This is a genomic window from Leptolyngbya sp. CCY15150, from assembly GCF_016888135.1.
GTDB lineage: Bacteria > Cyanobacteriota > Cyanobacteriia > RECH01 > RECH01 > RECH01.
This window is the reverse complement of sequence record NZ_JACSWB010000244.1, coordinates 95168-114627: the sequence shown is the minus strand read 5'-3', so window position 1 is coordinate 114627 and position 19460 is coordinate 95168. Positions and strand designations below refer to the sequence as shown.

13 protein-coding genes and 1 pseudogene are annotated in these 19460 nt (G+C 54.7%); 7 read left to right on the top strand and 7 right to left on the bottom strand.

Going from position 1 to position 19460, the window contains the following annotated elements; genetic code table 11:
- Positions 1-97: 97 nt before the first annotated feature.
- Positions 98-385 (bottom strand): annotated as a pseudogene (locus JUJ53_RS19290) (serine/threonine protein kinase); the annotation flags it as partial.
- Between the two features lie 719 nt (positions 386-1104).
- Between JUJ53_RS19290 and JUJ53_RS19285 the strand changes: the two are divergent.
- The gene (locus JUJ53_RS19285) at positions 1105-1329 is read left to right on the top strand and encodes a hypothetical protein (RefSeq protein ID WP_204153669.1); all 225 of its coding nucleotides are present in this window, start codon (positions 1105-1107) and stop codon (positions 1327-1329) included.
- A gap of 105 nt (positions 1330-1434) precedes the next feature.
- Here the strand turns inward: JUJ53_RS19285 and psaB are convergent, their stop codons facing one another.
- Complete coding sequence (gene psaB, locus JUJ53_RS19280) at positions 1435-3663, bottom strand: photosystem I core protein PsaB (protein ID WP_204153668.1); 2229 nt, start codon at positions 3661-3663, stop codon at positions 1435-1437.
- Positions 3664-3688: 25 nt separating this feature from the next.
- Positions 3689-5944 (bottom strand): photosystem I core protein PsaA, encoded by a 2256-nt coding sequence (gene psaA / locus JUJ53_RS19275; RefSeq protein ID WP_204153667.1) that lies wholly within the window; start codon positions 5942-5944, stop codon positions 3689-3691.
- 902 nt (positions 5945-6846) lie between these two features.
- Between psaA and JUJ53_RS19270 the strand changes: the two genes are divergently transcribed.
- The 5 genes from JUJ53_RS19270 to JUJ53_RS19250 all read left to right on the top strand — a co-directional run bounded on the left by JUJ53_RS19270 (position 6847) and on the right by JUJ53_RS19250 (position 11278).
- Positions 6847-8496, top strand: coding sequence for a hypothetical protein (locus tag JUJ53_RS19270; protein WP_204153666.1), 1650 nt, complete (start codon positions 6847-6849; stop codon positions 8494-8496).
- Between the two features lie 59 nt (positions 8497-8555).
- Positions 8556-8735 carry a hypothetical protein gene (locus tag JUJ53_RS19265; protein ID WP_204153665.1) on the top strand — a complete coding sequence of 60 codons (180 nt, stop codon included), beginning with the start codon at positions 8556-8558 and terminating at the stop codon, positions 8733-8735.
- 164 nt (positions 8736-8899) lie between these two features.
- Positions 8900-9406 carry a hypothetical protein gene (locus JUJ53_RS19260; protein WP_204153664.1) on the top strand — a complete coding sequence of 169 codons (507 nt, stop codon included), beginning with the start codon at positions 8900-8902 and terminating at the stop codon, positions 9404-9406.
- Entirely contained in the window at positions 9384-9842 is a 459-nt protein-coding gene (locus tag JUJ53_RS19255) for a hypothetical protein (protein ID WP_204153663.1), read from the top strand. Before JUJ53_RS19260 ends, JUJ53_RS19255 begins: the two co-directional genes overlap by 23 nt.
- 80 nt (positions 9843-9922) lie before the next feature.
- On the top strand, positions 9923-11278 hold the full coding sequence (locus JUJ53_RS19250; RefSeq protein ID WP_204153662.1) for a hypothetical protein: 1356 nt from the start codon (positions 9923-9925) through the stop codon (positions 11276-11278).
- 67 nt (positions 11279-11345) lie between these two features.
- On the opposite strand, the gene JUJ53_RS25585 is transcribed toward JUJ53_RS19250, so the two are convergent.
- On the bottom strand, positions 11346-12920 hold the full coding sequence (locus JUJ53_RS25585; protein WP_204153661.1) for a GUN4 domain-containing protein: 1575 nt from the start codon (positions 12918-12920) through the stop codon (positions 11346-11348).
- Between the two features lie 203 nt (positions 12921-13123).
- Positions 13124-13642 carry a 5-(carboxyamino)imidazole ribonucleotide mutase gene (gene purE, locus JUJ53_RS19240; protein ID WP_204153660.1) on the bottom strand — a complete coding sequence of 173 codons (519 nt, stop codon included), beginning with the start codon at positions 13640-13642 and terminating at the stop codon, positions 13124-13126.
- A gap of 79 nt (positions 13643-13721) precedes the next feature.
- Here purE and nagA point away from each other — a divergent pair, with 79 nt between their 5' ends.
- Entirely contained in the window at positions 13722-14894 is a 1173-nt protein-coding gene (nagA, locus tag JUJ53_RS19235; protein ID WP_204153659.1) for an N-acetylglucosamine-6-phosphate deacetylase, read from the top strand.
- A gap of 15 nt (positions 14895-14909) precedes the next feature.
- Here the strand turns inward: nagA and JUJ53_RS19230 are convergent, their stop codons facing one another.
- Both JUJ53_RS19230 and JUJ53_RS19225 read right to left on the bottom strand, forming a co-directional pair.
- Positions 14910-17486, bottom strand: a complete 2577-nt coding sequence (locus JUJ53_RS19230; RefSeq protein WP_204153658.1) for a tetratricopeptide repeat protein — start codon at positions 17484-17486, stop codon at positions 14910-14912.
- Positions 17487-17817: 331 nt separating this feature from the next.
- Positions 17818-19101, bottom strand: a complete 1284-nt coding sequence (locus JUJ53_RS19225) for a hypothetical protein (protein WP_204153657.1) — start codon at positions 19099-19101, stop codon at positions 17818-17820.
- Between the last annotated feature and the right edge of the window lie 359 nt (positions 19102-19460).

Genomic DNA, 19460 nt, shown 5'->3' with positions numbered 1-19460 from the left:
GGCTGTTCATCCATGACTACAATCGCCAAATCAGACAAAAGCTGGCGGAGCAAGGTAACCTCGTTTTTTCCTTTGTCCTGCAATAAAATGCACTACCCATCACATAAAAAGGAACTTCGTCGTCTTCTCGAACACCATAGTCTGTCACGCGGACAATATGAATGCTTTTTTGACCCAACAGGGCGCAGGTTGTTGCTTCTCGCTCGAAGCGATCGCGCATTTTACGGTTTAACAACGTTTGAGACAGTAGTTTCACCGCAACCGGCACGCCACCCAGAACGATGTCTTTAGCCGCATAGACGCGCCCCATGGAGCCGCGCCCAAGTAAATCGGTCAGCAGATAGCGATTTGCAAGTTTGGAACCAATGTTATAGTCCGATGTCATTGCTAAAGTGCGCTCCAATGGATCATTGCCCATCGCTCAACGGCTGGTTGAGGATCTTAGGCGTCCCTGTTATGAGGAATTGCATCATATAAAACGGTATGGCTACAGGATGCCATTGCTTGCAAAAGGGAATGAACTGTACAGAAGAAACATGTTTGTAAAGAAACCATGAGCCATGGGTTGAAGGCAGTCAGATTCCTAGCGTTTTACATCAGATGCTGTCTTGTCATACTGCTCCCGCCCTTGAGATGTTTAACGCCTAGGACGTAGCTGTGAAAAAACAGGAGCGATCGCTCATGCTCTAGAGAATCTACGGACAACTCACCCATAACTAGGTGAGCATAGGTCGCGAGCAGGTGATACAAGCTACTTAGCCATAGACCAAGCCAACTAGTCCTCAGCCCCATGGATCGTCCTGATGCCCATCCTAATGAAAATCACGTCGAATCGTCAGCACCAGCTTTACAATATCCACACAATAACTTCATGAACACTTCTAATATAATCGCCCTTAGTCCCTGTAGTCTCGATGTCTTGAAACTGTAACGGCGTGGACGTTGTCTACTCGTTCTAGCCAGATTGCTTCTAGCCACGCAGAGAGCTTTCTGAAGTAGGCTCAGTGAGTGCTTTTCGGTCACAATCCTTAGAGTGCCCTTCGATGGTTTCAGCTCAGATCTTACCTCCAACCCAACAATCAGCCGTAACCATGCGTTGAGACAATGTCTGTATATATTCCGTATATTTACAGATGTAGGTCTCAAGGGCGATCGCTGCCTCCTCCCAAGAAATACGGCTACTCCCTAGCTATCCATACCCCCTTAGTATTCCCAGCCCAATCGGAATCTACACAATATCAACAGCCCAAGCAACCAGCGATCGCACAGATTTCACCTGCCATGGATGAAATCTGTGCGGCTTCCAGAGCGATCGCCAAGGGTTCCTGATTCAGAGCGATTTCAGGGGGACGCCGATCGTAGATCCAGATCAAACATGAAAAAGAACCCCCCGACCAGCGGGAGGTTCTTCAGGCTAATTTAAGCTAGCAGCGGTTATCCAAATCGACTTGCAGTGGATGCAATCAAGAAGGCCGCATAGGTGAGGACATAGCCAACCGTGAAGTGAGCCAAACCTACCAAACGAGCTTGAACGATTGAGAGAGCAACGGGCTTGTCCTTCCAGCGAACTAGGTTAGCTAGAGGCGTGCGCTCGTGGGCCCACACAATGGTTTCGATCAGCTCTTGCCAGTAACCCCGCCAAGAGATCAGGAACATGAAGCCGGTTGCCCAAACCAGGTGTCCAAAGAGGAACATCCAAGCCCAGACCGACAGGTTATTCATGCCGTAGGGGTTGTAGCCGTTGATCAACTGGGAGGAGTTGAGCCACAGGTAGTCCCGCAGCCAGCCCATGATGGTGACAGAGGTATCGTTGAACTGAGCCACGTTACCTTGCCATACCGCCAAGTGCTTCCAGTGCCAGTAGAAAGTGACCCAGCCGATGGTGTTCAGCATCCAGAACATAGCGAGGTAGAAGGAATCCCATGCAGAGATATCGCAGGTACCGCCCCGTCCAGGACCGTCACAGGGGAAGCTGTAGCCGAAGTCTTTCTTGTCGGGCATCAGCTTGGAACCACGGGCATCCAACGCACCCTTGACCAAGATCAAGGTGGTGGTGTGCAGACCGAGAGCGATCGCGTGGTGAACCAAGAAGTCGCCAGGGCCAATGGTCAAGAACAAGGAGTTCGCGCCACTGTTGATGGCATCAAGCCAGCCACCCAGCCAGACGTTGCCGTAGTTCGGCCAAGCCGTGGTCGCAATGCTATCGGGGTTAGACAGCAGGGTATCAAACCCGTACAGTGCCTTACCGTGAGCGCCTTGAATCCACTGTGCGAACACAGGTTCAATCAAGATTTGCTTCTCAGGCGTGCCAAAGGCTTGCATGACGTCGTTGTGGACGTACAGACCAAGGGTGTGGAAGCCCAAGAACAGAGACACCCAGCTCAGGTGAGAGATGATTGCCTCTTTGTGCTCCAGAACCCGACCCAGCACGTTGTCTTTGTTGGCAGCGTGATCGTAATCCCGTACCAAGAAGATCGCACCGTGAGCAAACGCCCCAACCATGATGAAACCGGCGATGTACTGGTGGTGGGTATAGAGCGCCGCCATGGTGGTGTAGTCCTTCGCCATGAAGGCGTAAGGAGGCAGCGAATACATGTGCTGTGCAACCAGAGAGGTGACCACACCCAAGGAGGCGAGGGCCAGCGCTAGCTGGAAGTGCAGCGAGTTGTTCAGAGTGTCGTACAGACCTTCATGACCCTTACCCAATGCACCGCCAAAAGGAGTGCCTTCGGGGGGACGGTGAGCCTTCAAGATTTCCTTGATGCTGTGACCAATCCCGAAGTTGGTGCGATACATGTGACCTGCAACGATGAAGATCACAGCGATCGCTAGGTGGTGGTGGGCAATGTCCGTCAGCCACAGAGACTCGGTTTGAGGATGGAAGCCACCCAGGAAGGTCAGGATTGCCGTGCCTGCCCCTTGAGACGTACCAAATACATGGCCCGCCGTATCAGGGTTTTGGGCATACACACCCCAGTTACCGGTAAAGAAGGGCATGAGCCCAGCCGGGTGAGGAGGCGTGGATAGGAAGTTATCCCAACCCACGTGTTGACCCCGAGCTTCGGGAATCGCCACGTGAACCAAGTGCCCCGTCCAAGCCAAGGAGCTAACCCCAAACAAACCAGCCAAGTGGTGGTTCAAGCGAGATTCAGCATTCTTAAACCAAGACAGGCTCGGGCGGAACTTAGGCTGCAGGTGCAACCAACCAGCAAACAGGAAGACCGCCGCCAAAAGGAGGAGGAACACTGCGCCAGAATACAGTTCGCCGTTGCTGCGCATCCCGATGGTGTACCACCAGTGATACACACCGGAATAGGCGATGTTAACAGGGCCAGATGCACCTGCTTGGGTGAACGCATCCACCGCAGGCTGACCGAAGTGAGGATCCCAAATTGCGTGGGCAATGGGACGCACGTTTAGCGGATCTTGGATCCACTGTTCGAAGTTACCTTGCCAGGCGACGTGGAACAGGTTGCCAGACGTCCAAAGGAAGATGATTGCCAGGTGACCGAAGTGGGAGGCGAAAATCTTCTGGTAGAGATTTTCCTCCGTCATGCCGTCATGGCTCTCAAAATCGTGGGCCGTGGCAATCCCGTACCAGATCCGACGAGTTGTCGGATCCTGGGCCAGATCCTGGCTAAATTTTGGGAATTTAGTTGCCATAAGTCCTAATGAGTTCTCCTCGTGCTCATCCGACTGAAATGATTCGAGCCAGGAAGAATGCCCAAGTCGTGACAATTCCTCCTAGGAGGTAGTGAGCGACCCCCACAGCCCGTCCCTGAATGATGCTCAGAGCGCGAGGCTGGATTGCTGGGGCAACCTTGAGCTTATTGTGGGCCCAAACAATGGACTCGATCAACTCTTGCCAGTAGCCACGACCACTGAACAAGAACATGAGGCTGAATGCCCATACAAAGTGAGCGCCTAGGAACAGCAAGCCGTAGGCAGACAGTGCTGAACCGTAAGAACCAATCACCTGAGACGCCTGAGCCCAGAGGAAGTCACGCAACCATCCGTTGATGGTGATGGCGCTCTGTGCAAAGTTACCGCCTGTGATATGGGAGACCGAACCATCAGGTGACACGGTACCCCACACATCCGACTGCATCTTCCAACTGAAGTGGAAAATCACAATCGAGAGGGAGTTGTACATCCAGAACAGACCAAGGAAGACGTGATCCCAACCAGAAACTTGGCAGGTACCACCCCGACCGGGGCCGTCACAGGGGAAGCGGAACCCTAGCTCGCTCTTATCTGGCACTAGGCGAGAGTTGCGAGCGTAGAGAACACCTTTCAGCAGAATCAGTACGGTGACGTGAATCGTGAAAGCGTGAATGTGGTGAACCATGAAATCTGCCGTGCCTAGGGCAATGGGCATCATGGCAACCTTGCCGCCAACTGCAACCACGTCTCCACCAAAGGCAACACTAGCAGTCGCTAGAGCGTTGGGCGCGGTGCCCCCCGGAGCCAAGGTGTGAATGTTTTGCAGCCATTGAGCAAATACAGGCTGTAGCTGAATAGCAGTGTCTGAGAACATGTCTTGAGGACGTCCCAGAGCACGCATGGTGTCGTTGTGGATGTATAGACCGAAGCTGTGGAAGCCTAGGAAAATACAAACCCAGTTGAGGTGAGAGATCAGCGCATCCCGTTGACGGAGCACGCGATCAAGCAAGTTGTTAACGTTCTTGGCGGGATCGTAGTCACGCACCATGAAGATGGCGGCGTGAGCACCTGCCCCAACAATTAGGAAGCCACCGATCCAGATATGGTGCGTGAACAGCGAGATCTGGGTGGGGTAGTCCGTTGCCAAGTAGGGGTAGGGCGGCATCGCATACATGTGGTGGGCCACGATGATGGTCAGAGAACCGAGCAGGGCTAGGTTCAACGCCAGTTGTGCGTGCCAAGAGGTCGTGAGAATCTCGTACAGACCCTTGTGTCCTTCACCGGTGAAGGGACCCTTATGAGCTTCGAGAATTTCCTTCATGCTGTGACCGATGCCCCAGTTCGTGCGGTACATGTGACCGGCAATGATGAACAGGACAGCGATCGCCAAGTGATGGTGCGCCGTGTCAGACAGCCAGAGGCCGCCGGTGACCGGGTTGAGACCACCCTTGAAGGTGAGGAAATCTGCGTATACGCCCCAGTTCAGAGTGAAGAAGGGGGTCAGCCCTTGAGCAAAGCTGGGATACAGCTCTGCCATCAAGCTTTTATCGAGGATGAATTCGTGGGGGAGCGGAATATCTTGCGGTGCAACCCCAGCATCCAGAAGCTTGTTGATGGGCAACGAAACGTGGATTTGATGACCAGCCCAACCTAGGGAGCCAAGTCCAAGGAGACCGGCGAGGTGGTGGTTCATCATGGATTCCACGTTCTGGAACCACTCTAGCTTCGGAGCTTTCTTGTGGTAGTGGAACCAGCCAGCAAATAGCATCAGACCAGCCATTACCAAGCCACCGATGGCGGTGCAGTAAAGCTGAAACTCATTGGTGATGCCAGATGCGCGCCAGAGCTGGAAGAACCCAGAGGTAATTTGAATCCCCTGGAAACCGCCACCTACATCTGCATTCAAAATTTCTTGACCAAAGATTGGCCAAACCACTTGTGCACTGGGCTTGATCCCAGTCGGATTGGTCAACCAAGCTTCATAATTCGAGAACTTAGCGCCATGGAAGTACATACCGCTAAGCCAAACGAACACAACGGCCAAATGCCCGAAGTGCGCGCTAAAAATTTTACGAGATATATCTTCTAGGTCGCTGGTATGACTATCAAAATCGTGAGCGTCGGCATGAAGGTTCCAAATCCAAGTTGTAGTTTTGGGCCCTTTCGCCAAGGTCCGATCAAAATGACCTGGCTTGCCCCACTTCTCAAATGAAGTAGGAACGGGATCGGTATCGACTACAACTTTCACCTTTGCCTCTCGCTCCCGCGGGGTAGTTGTCATCAGAGACTCTCCTCTCTCTAGACAAGGAACGAGTGAAATGTCCGTTTCCCTGGAACGACCCTGAGTTGTTGCTGCCTAACCAATCAATGAATGTACAAGGACTGACTCACGGTGCGGCGGCGATCGCCCCGACTGATATCTCAGACATGGGGAAAACCCTTAGCAAACGTGACACAAAGCAACAAAACCAAGGCCACAAAACGAAACAAGCTAACGAGGTAGCTTACTTCATACAGGTAGTACGGCTCTGTTGTGCATTATAGAGCCGCATTTCCACCGACTTTAACGCTCGTTAACAATAATTCAAAATGATCAAACAATGAGTGGGTCTAGTGTGTGGACTATAGAGACACACATACAAAGGGGTACGAGATCTATCTATCTCAATAAAACGAAATATTTCGTGTTGCATCGTTCAGAATTGCTAAGAGGATGAGTCTGTATAGCTTCGAACAGTATGGTTTTATGTCGTTTGCTTGACATCCTATCTATAGAAGCCTGAGAAATGACCCAAAATCCAGGCAATGAAGGGGATAGAGGCCTTAAAACTGGATGCAATCGATTGGGAAAGTATCATAGATTGTCGTATTTATGATAGCCATATAGATTAGTTTTACTTAGTACATCCGTTGGGTATTTCTATGGTCAACCAACGTGACGTAATGTTGCGTTTCAACACAGTTTTGATGGAATGGCTCCATTCACGTCGAGCAATCCTAGCGATCGCTCTCTGTAGACAAGAAAACAACCCTCAATCTATAGATAGTTTCCAAAGGATTCTATAAACAACTCTTCAATGTCTACGAATTTTGTATCAGACATAACCCTAGAGACCCTGTATCGACTGGGCAGCAGCCGTAGAGCTGACATTATGCAAGGATGTCAGAGGTCAGGCAATCCTCATGCCCTGGTTTTCCTGGAATGTGAAGCGATATAGTGCCTATGACGATCAATGCGAAGGACACAACGAATTGATGATGGTGTGGCAACGACTTCTCCAACGGATGGGTATGGGTGGGCTAGCGATCGCCCTATCGGTGGGATTAATGGCCTGTGGGGGCGATCGCTCTATCGATCGTCAACAATCGATGGCCGCTACCGCCATCGTCAACATTTCCGAGGTGGCTCCTCCCATTGCCCTAGAGGAACTGCGTCAAAAGCTGGATGGTTATCAGCCCCAGGTGACGATTGTGTCTCCCCAGGCCGATGCTGTCCTAGAGAGCGATCGCGTTTCGGTGCAATTTTCGGTGCAGGATCTGCCCCTATTTAAAGATGAGCAGCTTGGCCTTGGCCCCCACCTGCATGTCTTTTTGGATGACGGCCCCTACACAGCGGTGTATGACCCCGCCGTTCCCCTGGTGTTCGAAAACCTAGCCGTTGGCAGCCACACCCTTCGGGCCTTTGCGTCCCGCCCTTGGCATGAGAGCTTCAAAAACAATGAAGCCTATGCCCAAGTCACCTTCCATGTGTTCACCAAAACCGATGAGCATCGTCCGAGTGCTGCCCAGCCCCTGCTCACCTACAGCCGCCCCCAGGGTAGCTACGGCGCAGAGCCGATCATGCTCGACTTTTACCTCACCCATGCGCCGCTCCACTTGGTTGCCCGTCAGGACACAACCGACGACATTAAAGACTGGATGATTCGCTGCACCGTGAATGGTGAGTCCTTCCTGATTGACGATTGGCAACCTATCTATTTAGAGGGATTTAAGCCAGGGCAAAACTGGGTGCAGCTTGAGCTATTGGATGAAGACGGGCAGGCGATCGCCAATGCCTTTAACAACACAGCTCGGCTGATTACCTACGAACCCGGTGGACAAGACACCCTTTCTCGCCTAGTACGAGGGGATTTAAATGCCGATCAGGCCTTGAAGATTGTGGATCCCACCGCCATCCTCCCCAGCGATGAGGTTATCCCTCCAGCACGTTCTACCCAAGAACCGGCCGAGACAGCCACCGAAGCACCGGCAGCCTTCGACGATGACGCCCCGGCACCCAACAGTTCCCAACCCGACGCCACAAGCCCCGACGAGGATGAGGTTCAGGAGCCCGATCTGGAGACAGTGCCCACCGTTGAACCTAACGACGTACCAGATCCTGTGGAATCTGCACCAGAGCCTACAGACGATCCAGAGCAAGCTTCAGAGCAGGCTTCAGGGCAAAAATCTGATACCGCCAGCCCCAATACCACCAAGCTAGAAACGGTCGAAAAAGCTCAACCTCAACCGGAGCCTGAGGAGACAGCCGCCGAGGAGGATACGCCAGCGATCGCCCCAGAGGCGGCCGATCAGCCAGAGCCCAGCAGTTCACCCTCTAAAGATCGAGCAGAGCATGGGCCAGCAGAGCATAGGTCAGAGGATCTAAACGATCCAGCCGACGATACTGCCTCCAAGCTGGCCCCAAGCAGCCCAGACGCGATCGCCCCAGAGGCACCCGATCAGCCAGACAACAGCACCGTGGAACCGCCCAGCCCCTTAGCTGATCCGGTGGAACAGTCCTTAGTTGATCGTGCCAGTGATGATGCCGTAGAGGATGGTGTGCTCATTCCCTAGACGCCCCACCTTTTGCACGGCATGAATCAAGCAGCTATCTCGGCTGCATACCTACCCCGATGGTCTCCAACCCCCAAGCTGGAAACCGTCGGGGTTTTTACTGGGATAACGGTGGGGCGATCGCCATCCCCATGACCCGTACTGCCCTGAGCCACCAACAGTCTTTAAGAAAAGCCATCATTCATGAAGTACAGATGAACTATATCGCTTGTCGTTATCGTACATATGTACTATATTAAGGTAACTCCTGTCAGTCCCCTAGGCTGCGGGAGTTCATGGATTGCAAGAGCATCGTAGGTCAGCATTCTGACTGCGGCGTTCTTGTACTCGGCATCCTAATCACCGCTGTGCGGGGAACTGGGATGCTTCATGTTGCCTAGTTATCATTCGGCATGAACAGACCATGACCACCCATCCCCAGAACGTTCATTCTCCCCCACAGAGCAAGCCACGACGGTCGCGCCAGACTGCCCATACCAGAGTCAACCACTCTAGTACAACCTCCAGCCGGATCAAGGGCGATCGCTCTGCACCACCGTTTAACTTAGTCGCGGCGTTGATCAGCAGTGCTGTCATCCTCGGTGCAGTCGGACTGCTAGGCAGCATCACCGACCGCTGGCAAACCCAGGCACCTCCACTTCCCCATACCTGCAGCAGCACACCTCGCCCCCATCAAGCGCTTTCCCGTGAAACCCTGCTGCAGCTTTTGGCCATTCCCGAGCGGCAGGAGGCTAGCACCGTACGCCAACTCCTCAGCGAGCCCTACTGCCAACTACCAGCGATTGAAATTCGCGCCGGAGTATCGGCAGAGCGATCGCTCTATACCTTGGAGTTTGATCCCAAAACCTGGTTGGTGATTCTCTATGAAGAGGAGGAATATGCGGGCTATGCCTTTGATATTCAACCCTAGACTCTGGCTCTGGGTCATAGGGCTTGTCCTTGTATCTTGCGGTAGCCGCGATCGCCCCATCGCTCCCCGAGCCTTCACCATTCAACAGGCCTGGCAGCTTGAGCCAGGTAGTCAGATCGGGACGTATCCGGTTGTTGCAGGACTAGGAGATATTTCTATTCAGCTCAAGGGCGATCGCGTCTATGCCCCCTTTGATGGCCAGTTGCAGCCCCATGCCGAGAGTGATTGCCTGATTTTTTCGAGTCCGGAGGTGCCCGCTTATCTACTGCGACTGTGCGGCTTGCACAATCCTCGACTAGGCGCTGTGAAGCAAGGAGAGGCGATCGGCACGGGGCAACTGCTGCACTTTGCCGCGTTACGCAAACAGCCCGATGGCACATGGGCCCTAGTGGAACCCGCTAGCAGTCTCATTGAAGGACTGTTTCAAGATCGTTAAGGGCGATCGCTCGACCATTCCGAGACGTTTTCGGACTTGACCCAAGACATCGTCCAGCTCAAGTTGAGCGTCCAACCTTGATGCAATCGCGTTCACGATCGACAATCTCCCACCGGAGCGATCGCCTCGTGCCCCGTCTACCGTTCTGTTCTCTCAAGCTAGTGTCATCCATGATTGCCGGACTCACACCCACTCCACCATCATCTCGCGCAGCCTTCATAGCGATGCCAGCTCACGCCAACCCTGACGACTGGGATCAGCCCAGGCTGCAGATCACGATTCCCGCAGGTTTAAAGGACTGGATCCATCGCTGGCCCACCATAGCCATGGGTTTCCTAAACTACCTCCCCTCCTTCCTGCTCTCCATCGTCATTGTTCACCTAGCATTCACCGACATCTCCTCCCGCGATCGCCCGGTGGTCGTGCAGGTCGACGTCAGGGTCGTTCAACCGGTCAGCCCCCATCCCAAGGCGATCGCCCTCGACCTCAGCCAACCCCGCCTCACGCCTGCCCCCTCGACCTTAGCCGATGCTAGCGCCAACCCTGGAAGCCGGGAAGCCGCAGGCACAGATATGGGCGAGATTGTGGCCAAAACCCTACGCCTATTCAGCCGTCCCGAGACAGATGCACCGGAGGCCGAACCGCGATCGCCCCATCCAGATCTCCACCCCAGCGGCCTCTATGCCTGGATTTCTGGCGAACCCTGGGAGGGCGATCGCCTCTTTCAAGGCGGCACCGATTCGATTATTGCGAAGGCGATCGGCGCGGCAGAAGGAACCCGTACCGTGACAGGCGATCGCACCCCAGCTTATTACGGTCATCGCGATCCAGGGAATGGCGTTTGGAATCTTGGTACATTCTCCTACCAGCACGGTGCCCAGTCTCCCGAGGAGGCCGATCAAAAGCAACTAGAGCGGCTGTATAGGCAAACGCAACTGCTGCGATCGCTGGCCAGTCGTCGCAACCTAGACCTCACCCAAGAGGTGATCATCAACGGCATTGACCTAGCCAACCAAGCCCCGCTTGCGGCCCTGAGTGACGAAGGCGGCTATGTGGATCGCCTACAGGAAGCCTATCGCCAGGGCCACCGCGGCTCGGATGCTGTCCTAGAGGCGCGGGTGTATTCCTACCTCAATCCATCCACCAACCGCTGGGATGCACCGGGGCTGGGCAATACCTATCAGGGCATCAAAGCTGACCAACTGCGCCGCCAGCAAGCGATCGCCCGAGTCCTCGACCATAGCGGCATCATTGCCCACCAGCCCATTTCCAACCCTGAGCCTGCCACTCCTTTGCCCCAAGAGATTGAGCCTCAGCCTGCCCATGCTGCTCCAGCTCCTATCCCCACCTACGATATTGCGGCCGTGCCTTCAGCCGAGCGATCGCCCCACCCTGATCTAGATCAGCAGGGCGTCCTAAGCTTTGGCCTCCTATAGGTATCCGTACCTTTTTCCGGATCAAATAGATATCTGTACCTTTTTTCCGGATCGATAGGTATTGTCGTCACAAAGGGGGAGCTACATCGTCATGAACCTCATACACCCCGAGGCACGCCATAAACGTACTCAACGTTCCTGGATCCGTATCGCAAAACCCGCGCCCAGTGCCAAAGCCCCCAGCCAAAATTGATTCTAGAAAGGGAAGCTGCCAAAACCATAGGGCAGGCAGGTGCCCTGACTGGGCCCGAGCATCATCAAAATCGAGCCAGGTGTAGACCTTGAACACCCGCAACGACGTTGACCACCAACCCACCTCCTTGGCAAAGGCGATCGCCCGCCTAGGAAGCTTTTGATGATCCGGCACCAACTCTTGGTAGATGCTACGCTGAGCCAAAAATCCAAACTTACCTTGGCTATTGACACTCCACAGGCGATCGATGTCGCATAAATCCTGAAACTGCAGCTCACGGATCGACGATGGATCCAGACATTTCTGATCCTCCCGCTGCGTTAGCTTGAGTAAGATCACGAGCGTTTGCCGATCAGCATCTTGCCAGCGTTTCTGGGCTAGGGCAATCTCCAAGGCTTTGTAGTCGTCTGGAAAATCATTGATATGTGGAACTGAGGGCAAAGAGGGACTAACTTTGGTCTGTCCATCCTCATCCTTATAGCTAAAGGCCGCACTGGGTCGTCGCACCTCAACAGACGGCTCCTGGTTCGACGATTCGGGAGACGCCTCTTCCCCATCCCTCGCCTCCCCATCAGCAGAAGGCTGGTCAGAAGGAGGGGGCTGGCCTTCCGTTCGCACAGCGCTCACAATCGGATCTGTCAACATCGACAGATCCTTATCGTGGATACCCAAGTCCTGTTGTCGCTGTTTGAGATAGTGCTCGGCATAGGCTCCGGGGGGCCATTCAACCGCGCAGATCTCTCTCACCACATCTTGATACTGCTGACAACGATGTTGATACTCATCTTCCTCCTCTTTAACCTGGGCAATCACCTCCGCCTCAAAGCGAGTTGCTTCATCTAAGGTGAGGCCGAGTTCCTGCCGCTGAGACTCTAAATGATGCCGATCCTCATCGCGAATCGGCAGGGCCCGCTGGGTGGCATCCCAAACCGCTTTTTTATAGCGCTCCACCCAGTCTGGTTGAGGATCCGTCGGTTCTACGGAAAAGTCTTCTTCTGGCGGCAACTCCGGTTGCGATCGCTCCTCTACCTCTGACGATACCTCTGGCGATACTTCTGGCGATACCTCTGGCGATCGCCTCTCTTGCACCCCAGGGGTCGAGGGAGATGGATCGGCGGTCGGGAGGCGATCGCTCGGGGGTGGGGGCGTATCTTGGGGCTCGGGCGATCGCTCCTCAGCCAATACCACAGGGCGATCGCTTGGAGACTGGGGCGTGTTGCGGGGCACCAGATCACCCAGCCCAGCCGGATCAGCGGCAGACAGATGATCTTGGATGATACTCTGCTCCAGCTCACCCACGGTTAAAGGATTGAGATCCAAGGTTTGACGCAGCTCATTAAACCGCGATCGCATCTGTGGATCACGATGGGCGTTTTGGGCAACCGCCTCAGTAAACTGTTCTCGATACTGCTGCAGCCGCTGTTGGTAAGACAAATGTTCTGTGTCCACCGCTGAAATCTACTCCATGAGCTATGGACAGGCGATCGGTGAGGGCAGGCAGAGTCTGAGCCATCAGGATCTTAGGCATCAGAATCTTAGGCGTTAAGTGAGATGGACGTCATCCTCCTACCTTCTACCTCCTACCGGCTAATCTTCCTATTTCCAAGATGTTCTAGCCTCAATCCCCGATCGTGTTGGATTAAGCCAATCTTCTACATCTCCTTTAAATATGCCTGATATCCTAGCTCATCAAGCTGAGCCTGTTTCTCCATGACGCTGGTTTGTAGAGCTTGCCGATACTGCTGCACCTTTTCCAGCAGCGCAGCGTCATGGCTGGCTAACATTTGCACCGCCAGCAGTCCAGCATTCTGGGCATTGCCGATGGCCACGGTGGCCACCGGAATCCCCCTTGGCATTTGCACAATGGAGTACAGGGAATCGACACCGTTGAGGGTGCGGGTGAGCACCGGTACCCCAATCACCGGCAGGGGCGTGAGGGCGGCCACCATACCTGGCAGATGGGCCGCGCCACCGGCTCCCGCAATGATCACCTTCAGCCCTCGGGTGTGAGCGGTTTGGGCATAGTCCACCATGCGCTCGGGGGTGCGATGGGCCGAGACGATCGCCACCTCATGGGGTACGCCAAAGTCTTCACAGATGGCGATCGCCGCCTGCATGGTAGGCAGGTCGGAGTCACTGCCCATGATGATGCCAACAAACGGATGGGTCATAGAATTCAACACCAGATACCCCATGCGGGGCAAGCGACTGTGGGAAGATTGGAGCAGATCGGCGTTTAGATACCTGCCCATGGCTGCCCAATCCTCCACTATTATCAACGCTCGCCTGCCCGACCGCGACGGCCTTCACCAACTTTGCTTGACCGCTGGACGACTCACCCGCATCCAGTCCATGGACGAAGCGATCGCCCCCGATGATGCCAGCCTGGATGATGCCAGCCTCGATGTAGACGGCGACTGGATTTCACCGGGCGGGGTAGATCTCCAAATCAATGGCGCGCTGGGCCTGGCGTTTCCCGACTTAGCGATCGCTCACCTAGAGACCCTAGACAAAATCTGCGGCTTTCTCTGGCAGCAAGGTGTGGATGCGTTTCTACCCACCCTGGTGACCACCTCGCTGGAGAATATTCATCGCGCCTTGGCGGCCGTAGCAGCCTTTGGTAATCAGGGGAGCGATCGCGGCGCGCGCATTCTAGGCGTTCACCTAGAGGGGCCGTTTCTCAATCCCCAAAAACGGGGTGCCCATCCCGCCGAACATCTGCGACCCCTCACCCTAGAGCAGGTCTCCCAAGTCCTCGCCAACTATGCATCCTTGGTCAAAGTGATCACCCTAGCGCCAGAACTCGACAGCAGCGGCCAGGTGATTCCCACCCTCGTCAACCAGGGCATGATCGTCAGTCTGGGACATTCCCAAGCTACGGCAGAGCAGGCCAAACGAGCTTTTGACCAAGGTGCATCCATGGTCACCCATGCCTTCAATGCCATGCCCAGCCTGCATCATCGCCAACCGGGCCTCTTAGGCGCGGCCCTCACCCATCCCCAGGTTTTCTGCGGCGTGATTGCCGATGGGGTGCATGTAGCTCCCACCATGCTTGATCTACTCCTACGCATAGGGCGCGGCGGGCGATCGCCCCAGTCCTATCCCCAGGGGCTCTTTCTGGTCAGCGATGCCCTGGCTCCCCTAGGGTTGCCCGACGGTCGCTACCCCTGGGATAGTCGCGAGATTGAGGTGATTCAAGGCACGGCCCGATTAGCAGACGGCACCCTCTCGGGCACAACCCTGCCTCTGCTAGCCGGTGTGCAATATCTCGTGCGGCAGGGCATCTGTGCGCCATCGGAAGCGATCGCCCTGGCCACCCTAGCTCCCCGCCGTGCCCTAGGGCTCCCCGCTTGGCCCCAGCAGGAACCTATCCATCTCCTGCGCTGGAAAGCTCAGACCCTAGACTGGCAGCGCCTTCCCTAGACGATGTGGAGCACGTTACTGATTCTGCAGCTTTTGCCAACAGGCCTTGGCCCGCTGGGCATTGGCTTGGCTACCTCGGGCGGCAAACAACTGGGCGGCCCGCTCAAAATCTGTCAACGCACTGAGGCGATCGCCCAATTTCTGTTCCATGATGGCGCGGTGGTAGTAAGCGATCGCTGCACTAGGCTCTAGGCGAATCGCTTCGTGGTAGTCCGTGAGAGCAGCGGTGGCATTGTTGAGCTTTTGGTAGCTCAAGCCTCGGTAAAAGAAAGCAATGGCTAAGTCAGGCTTGGCCCAGATGGCCGCGCTATAGTCAGCGATCGCTCCATGATGATCCTCCATCTCTGCCCGAATTAATCCCCGATTGCAGTAGACCGTCGGCTGATTAGCCTCTAGGTTCAAAGATTCATCTAAGTCTGCAGCAGCCCCAGCTTTATCACCCAAGTCATAGCGCACCGCAGCTCGATAGGTATAGGCCAGCGCATCATCAGACGCCAAACATAGAATATGTTCAAAGTCAGCCAGGGCCCCGGACTTATCGCCCAGATCGTAGCGGGTCACGGCTCGGTTCCAATAGGCATCCAGATCGTTAGAATCCAGTTCCGTCGATTCAAAGCGATCGACCAAGCGTTGAATCACCAGCGAATCCGTCGTGCGCAACTTCAGTTCTAAATGGGGAAAGGCCGTTTGGGTAATCAGCGTATCCTTGATGCCCAATACCGCAAACTGTTGATCGGATACAAAGAAGTTTTCAATGGTACCCAAGATCTTGAACTGGAAATGCTGGGGATATTGGCGCTTGAGGGTGAGGAATTTTTGCAGCGTATTGTGCAAAGTCCCGCGTTCTAGAGGATTGATGAACCACCGCTGATTAATCACACTCAAAAACCGAGGCTCCGTGCGATCGGCCAAATGACACCAACCCATATCCAAATGACAGCCCCGATCCAGCATGGCGCGAAACTGGGCCAGCATGGCGTCATCTAAGTCGCACTGGCTCGACCAAGGCCAAATCAAAATCAGCCGCTCTTGGGTCTGGGCCAATGCCGCTTCTAGGGTGGCTCGGTTGTTGGCGATCGCTTCCGTCACCTGCGCAGAGGTTGCGGGCGATGGTGAATGACCGAGATCAAACACAAACTCATAGTCAGAGCCATCGGGTAGCGATTGCAGCTGCTGATTAATATCCGCCAACTCTTGGCGCAGCATCGACTCAATCCGCAACTGAAACTCTTCCTCCGAATGCACCGGCTCTAAGGTATCCAAACCTTCTCCATCCATCCCTGAGGGAGTCGTTAGCGCATGGGACTTACCGTTGCCGTTGGTGAGCGACATCGACGGCAACCGCTGCGGTGACGGCGGGCGCTGGCGCAGTTGGCGGTGCAGTTGTTGCCCCAATTCCTGAAGCTGCTGCCGGAGAATTTGCTCCACATGGGATCGCATTTGCGGAGCTGCGGGCATGTCTTGCAGTTGCTGCTCTAAACGTTGCACATCCTGCTGCAGTTCATCAGCCACGAGCTGCTGCTGTTGCTGCTGCCGCAACAGTCCCTGAACATGCGCCTGCAGCACCGACCAATCTTGCCTCGGCACCGAATCCTGCACCGCTCCCTTCACGGTATCCACCAAACGTTCCACGGTCTTGGATAGAGCCGCAATATCCACCGGGGGCGGCATGGAATCAAGACGCTGAGCTAAGTCTTGCACTTGCTTGCGCAGGGAAGAGACATCCACCGGCGTAATCGGTGACGTTACTTTTAAATGGATAGATTTCAGATCTTGGCGAATGGCTTCATCCACTTGAGCCTGCATTTCCTGCTGACGGTGCAGCGCCTGCATCTCCGCCACCAGCGCCCCCCAATCTCGCTTGGGCACCATGTCTGACACCATTTTGATCAGCTCACCCACCTCTTCCTTCATGGCGCTGGAGTCAAAGGGCGGCGGCAACTTTTGAATTTGGCGATTGAGATGACTCACCTGGTCTTGCACGGAGGTGAGCGTGGGGCGGGTTTGATCGGCCAGTTTTTGTAGATTGGCCTGAAGCTGCCCCACCTCCGATTTCAACTGAGCAATATCACTGCCCACACCATCGGTATTCACGGATGTGGACAGTCGATGGACTTGAGCGGTCACATGCCCGAGGGAATCTGATAGAGCGCTATATTGCTCAGCAATCTGCACAAGCTGTTCTGAGTTTAGGGTTTCGCTGCGTTTTTCCACCGCTTGCAAACGCCGCTGCATCTCTTGCTGCATTCGTTTGACGCCATGGGCAACCTGCTCCAGCCCCTCACGATTTTTTCGCAGAACCGACTGACGCAGATGGCCCACCGCCTCCACCGTTGGCAGCGATCGCACCTGCTGATCCAGAAGTTCTAAATGCTTGTTGACCTTTTGATCCACCTGGGCAATGGCGATCGCCATATCGTTGCCGGTCATGGCTTCCAGTCGTCGTCGATTGGCAAGGTTCAACAACACCAAAAAGGAGAGTGGCGCTGAGGTAAACAGCATCTGCTGCGACACAATCGATGCGACGGTACCCACCCCCAAGCCCACCAAGGATGCATATTCCGCTAGATTTAGCCAATGAAATTTTTTCAAGGTGTCCCCCGCTCATTGTGAATCATTGATTCCATGCCATGGGATCGCCTGCCCAAGGGCGATCGCCCAGATCCCCAATCCTGCCACGCCCCCCATGAATCGAACGGTGGCCCTGGCTTAAAATCTTGCTCTGTCTAGCCAACACCGCCGGCGCAGGCCACTGAGCGTCTATCCCTATCTTCCCCACCTAGCATGGAAGATCAGGATAGGGATCCGGGGAAATCCACAACTCCTGTCAACCCTGAGCAACATCCACGGCAAACCCAATTCAAGCCATAAAATAGCCCGGCCGTTGGGCCGGGCGATCGCTGATTAGAGCAGACGACAAACCTTAACGAGTAGGTGCATCAAAGCGCAGCACATAGTCGCTCACGGCCTGATGGCTACCGTCAAATTCAAAATCAGGGAAAGAGCTCACCGCCAGCGTGACGGTACCACTGGGAGGAACCGTACCCACCATGCGCGGATAGACCCCTTCTCCACCGTCGTCATCCACGGTGATCAACTGTCCCTCATCATCAAACCAACCCAAAACGGGATCAAAATTAGCCAGGGTCACCTCTGCCACAAACTCGCTGCCGGGCGTCAGATCTGGAAAGACCAAGAAATCTATATCGCCGGGCAGGGAATCAATCCCCAATTTCACGTAAAGCTCATACGCACCTTCCGCACCGTGAGGCCCTGGCTCAAAGGGAGGAAGCTCTCCTGGCCCCTGGCTCATGTATTCACCGGTAAAGTCAAAGTCGGGAAACAGGGTGACGCGCACATCAACCGATCCGTCATCGCCCACAAATCCAGTCAAGATGGAGCCCAGTCCGTTACCCACGGGACTACCGTCGTCGTTGAGATCCAGCAGTTCTCCAGATGGGTCAAAGATGCCCACCATGGTGTCAATGCCGCTGTCGGTGTTGTCAATCCACACCACAAAGGGCTCACCCGCAGGCAAATCGTCTAAGGTAATCATCCCCACTTCACCGGGGATCAGGGTTTCGTTAAAGCTATAGTCGGCACTGGCAGCATCCACATTGGCAACAGAGTTGGTACCAAGCTGAACGTAGACGCTGTAGTCTCCTCCCTGGGGCGTGAAATCACTGGGGGGCATGGGATCCATGCCGAACCCTGGATCATCGGTCATGCCGTCGAAGTTGAAATCAGGGAAGCCTGTTACGCCCAGACGAATGGTGCCGTCAGCGCTGACGGTGCCGCCCGTAGCCGATGCTAGGCCAGTACCAACGGGGCTAGCATCATCATCGGTTTGCAGAACAGATTCCCCATCAAACACGCCTAGCACCGTATCAACACCACTGGCGGTGTTATCGATCCATACGTAAAAAGGCTGGTTGGGAGGCAGGTCTGGAATGGTGTAGAAATCAGCTTCATCCGGCGACAGTTGTCCCGAAAATTGATAGTCGTAGGCCTCTAGATCAGTACCAAAACTGAGGCTGCCGAGCACATGGGAGGCACCGGCGGGCACCATTTCTCGGGTAGCAAAACTATCATTGGTGCCCGCCGTGGTTTCAGCTTCTACCACGGGATTGGCGGTGGCGACCATGGTGGGGGCGATCGCTCCCAAGGTGCCAAGGGTAAATGCAAGTAGCGTAGTCTTAACAGTCATAGATGGTGGTCTCTTAGGGTTAAAGCAAACTATAGAAGATGAACGTAACGCTCTAGGGTTGTGGTTGTGCCAGCCTCAATACCATAACAATGGATGACCTGAAGCACATGCTCCCATTTGATGGATTCAGTGCATTGAAAAGCTATTTCGCAGGGTCACACTCTTCCCCAGCACGATTTAGAACAGCATTGACAAGCAGCAGGAGCCACACTTAGATCTGGCACTCGCACAGCCGGCTGACGTTGCAATATCTTAACGCTCGGTTGTGATCGTCCCTGTTCCGGAAGAACAGCCTAGATAATTGAGGAAGCACATAAGCCACGATCGAGTTCAGCCCCTAGCGATGCAGACGGAGCGAT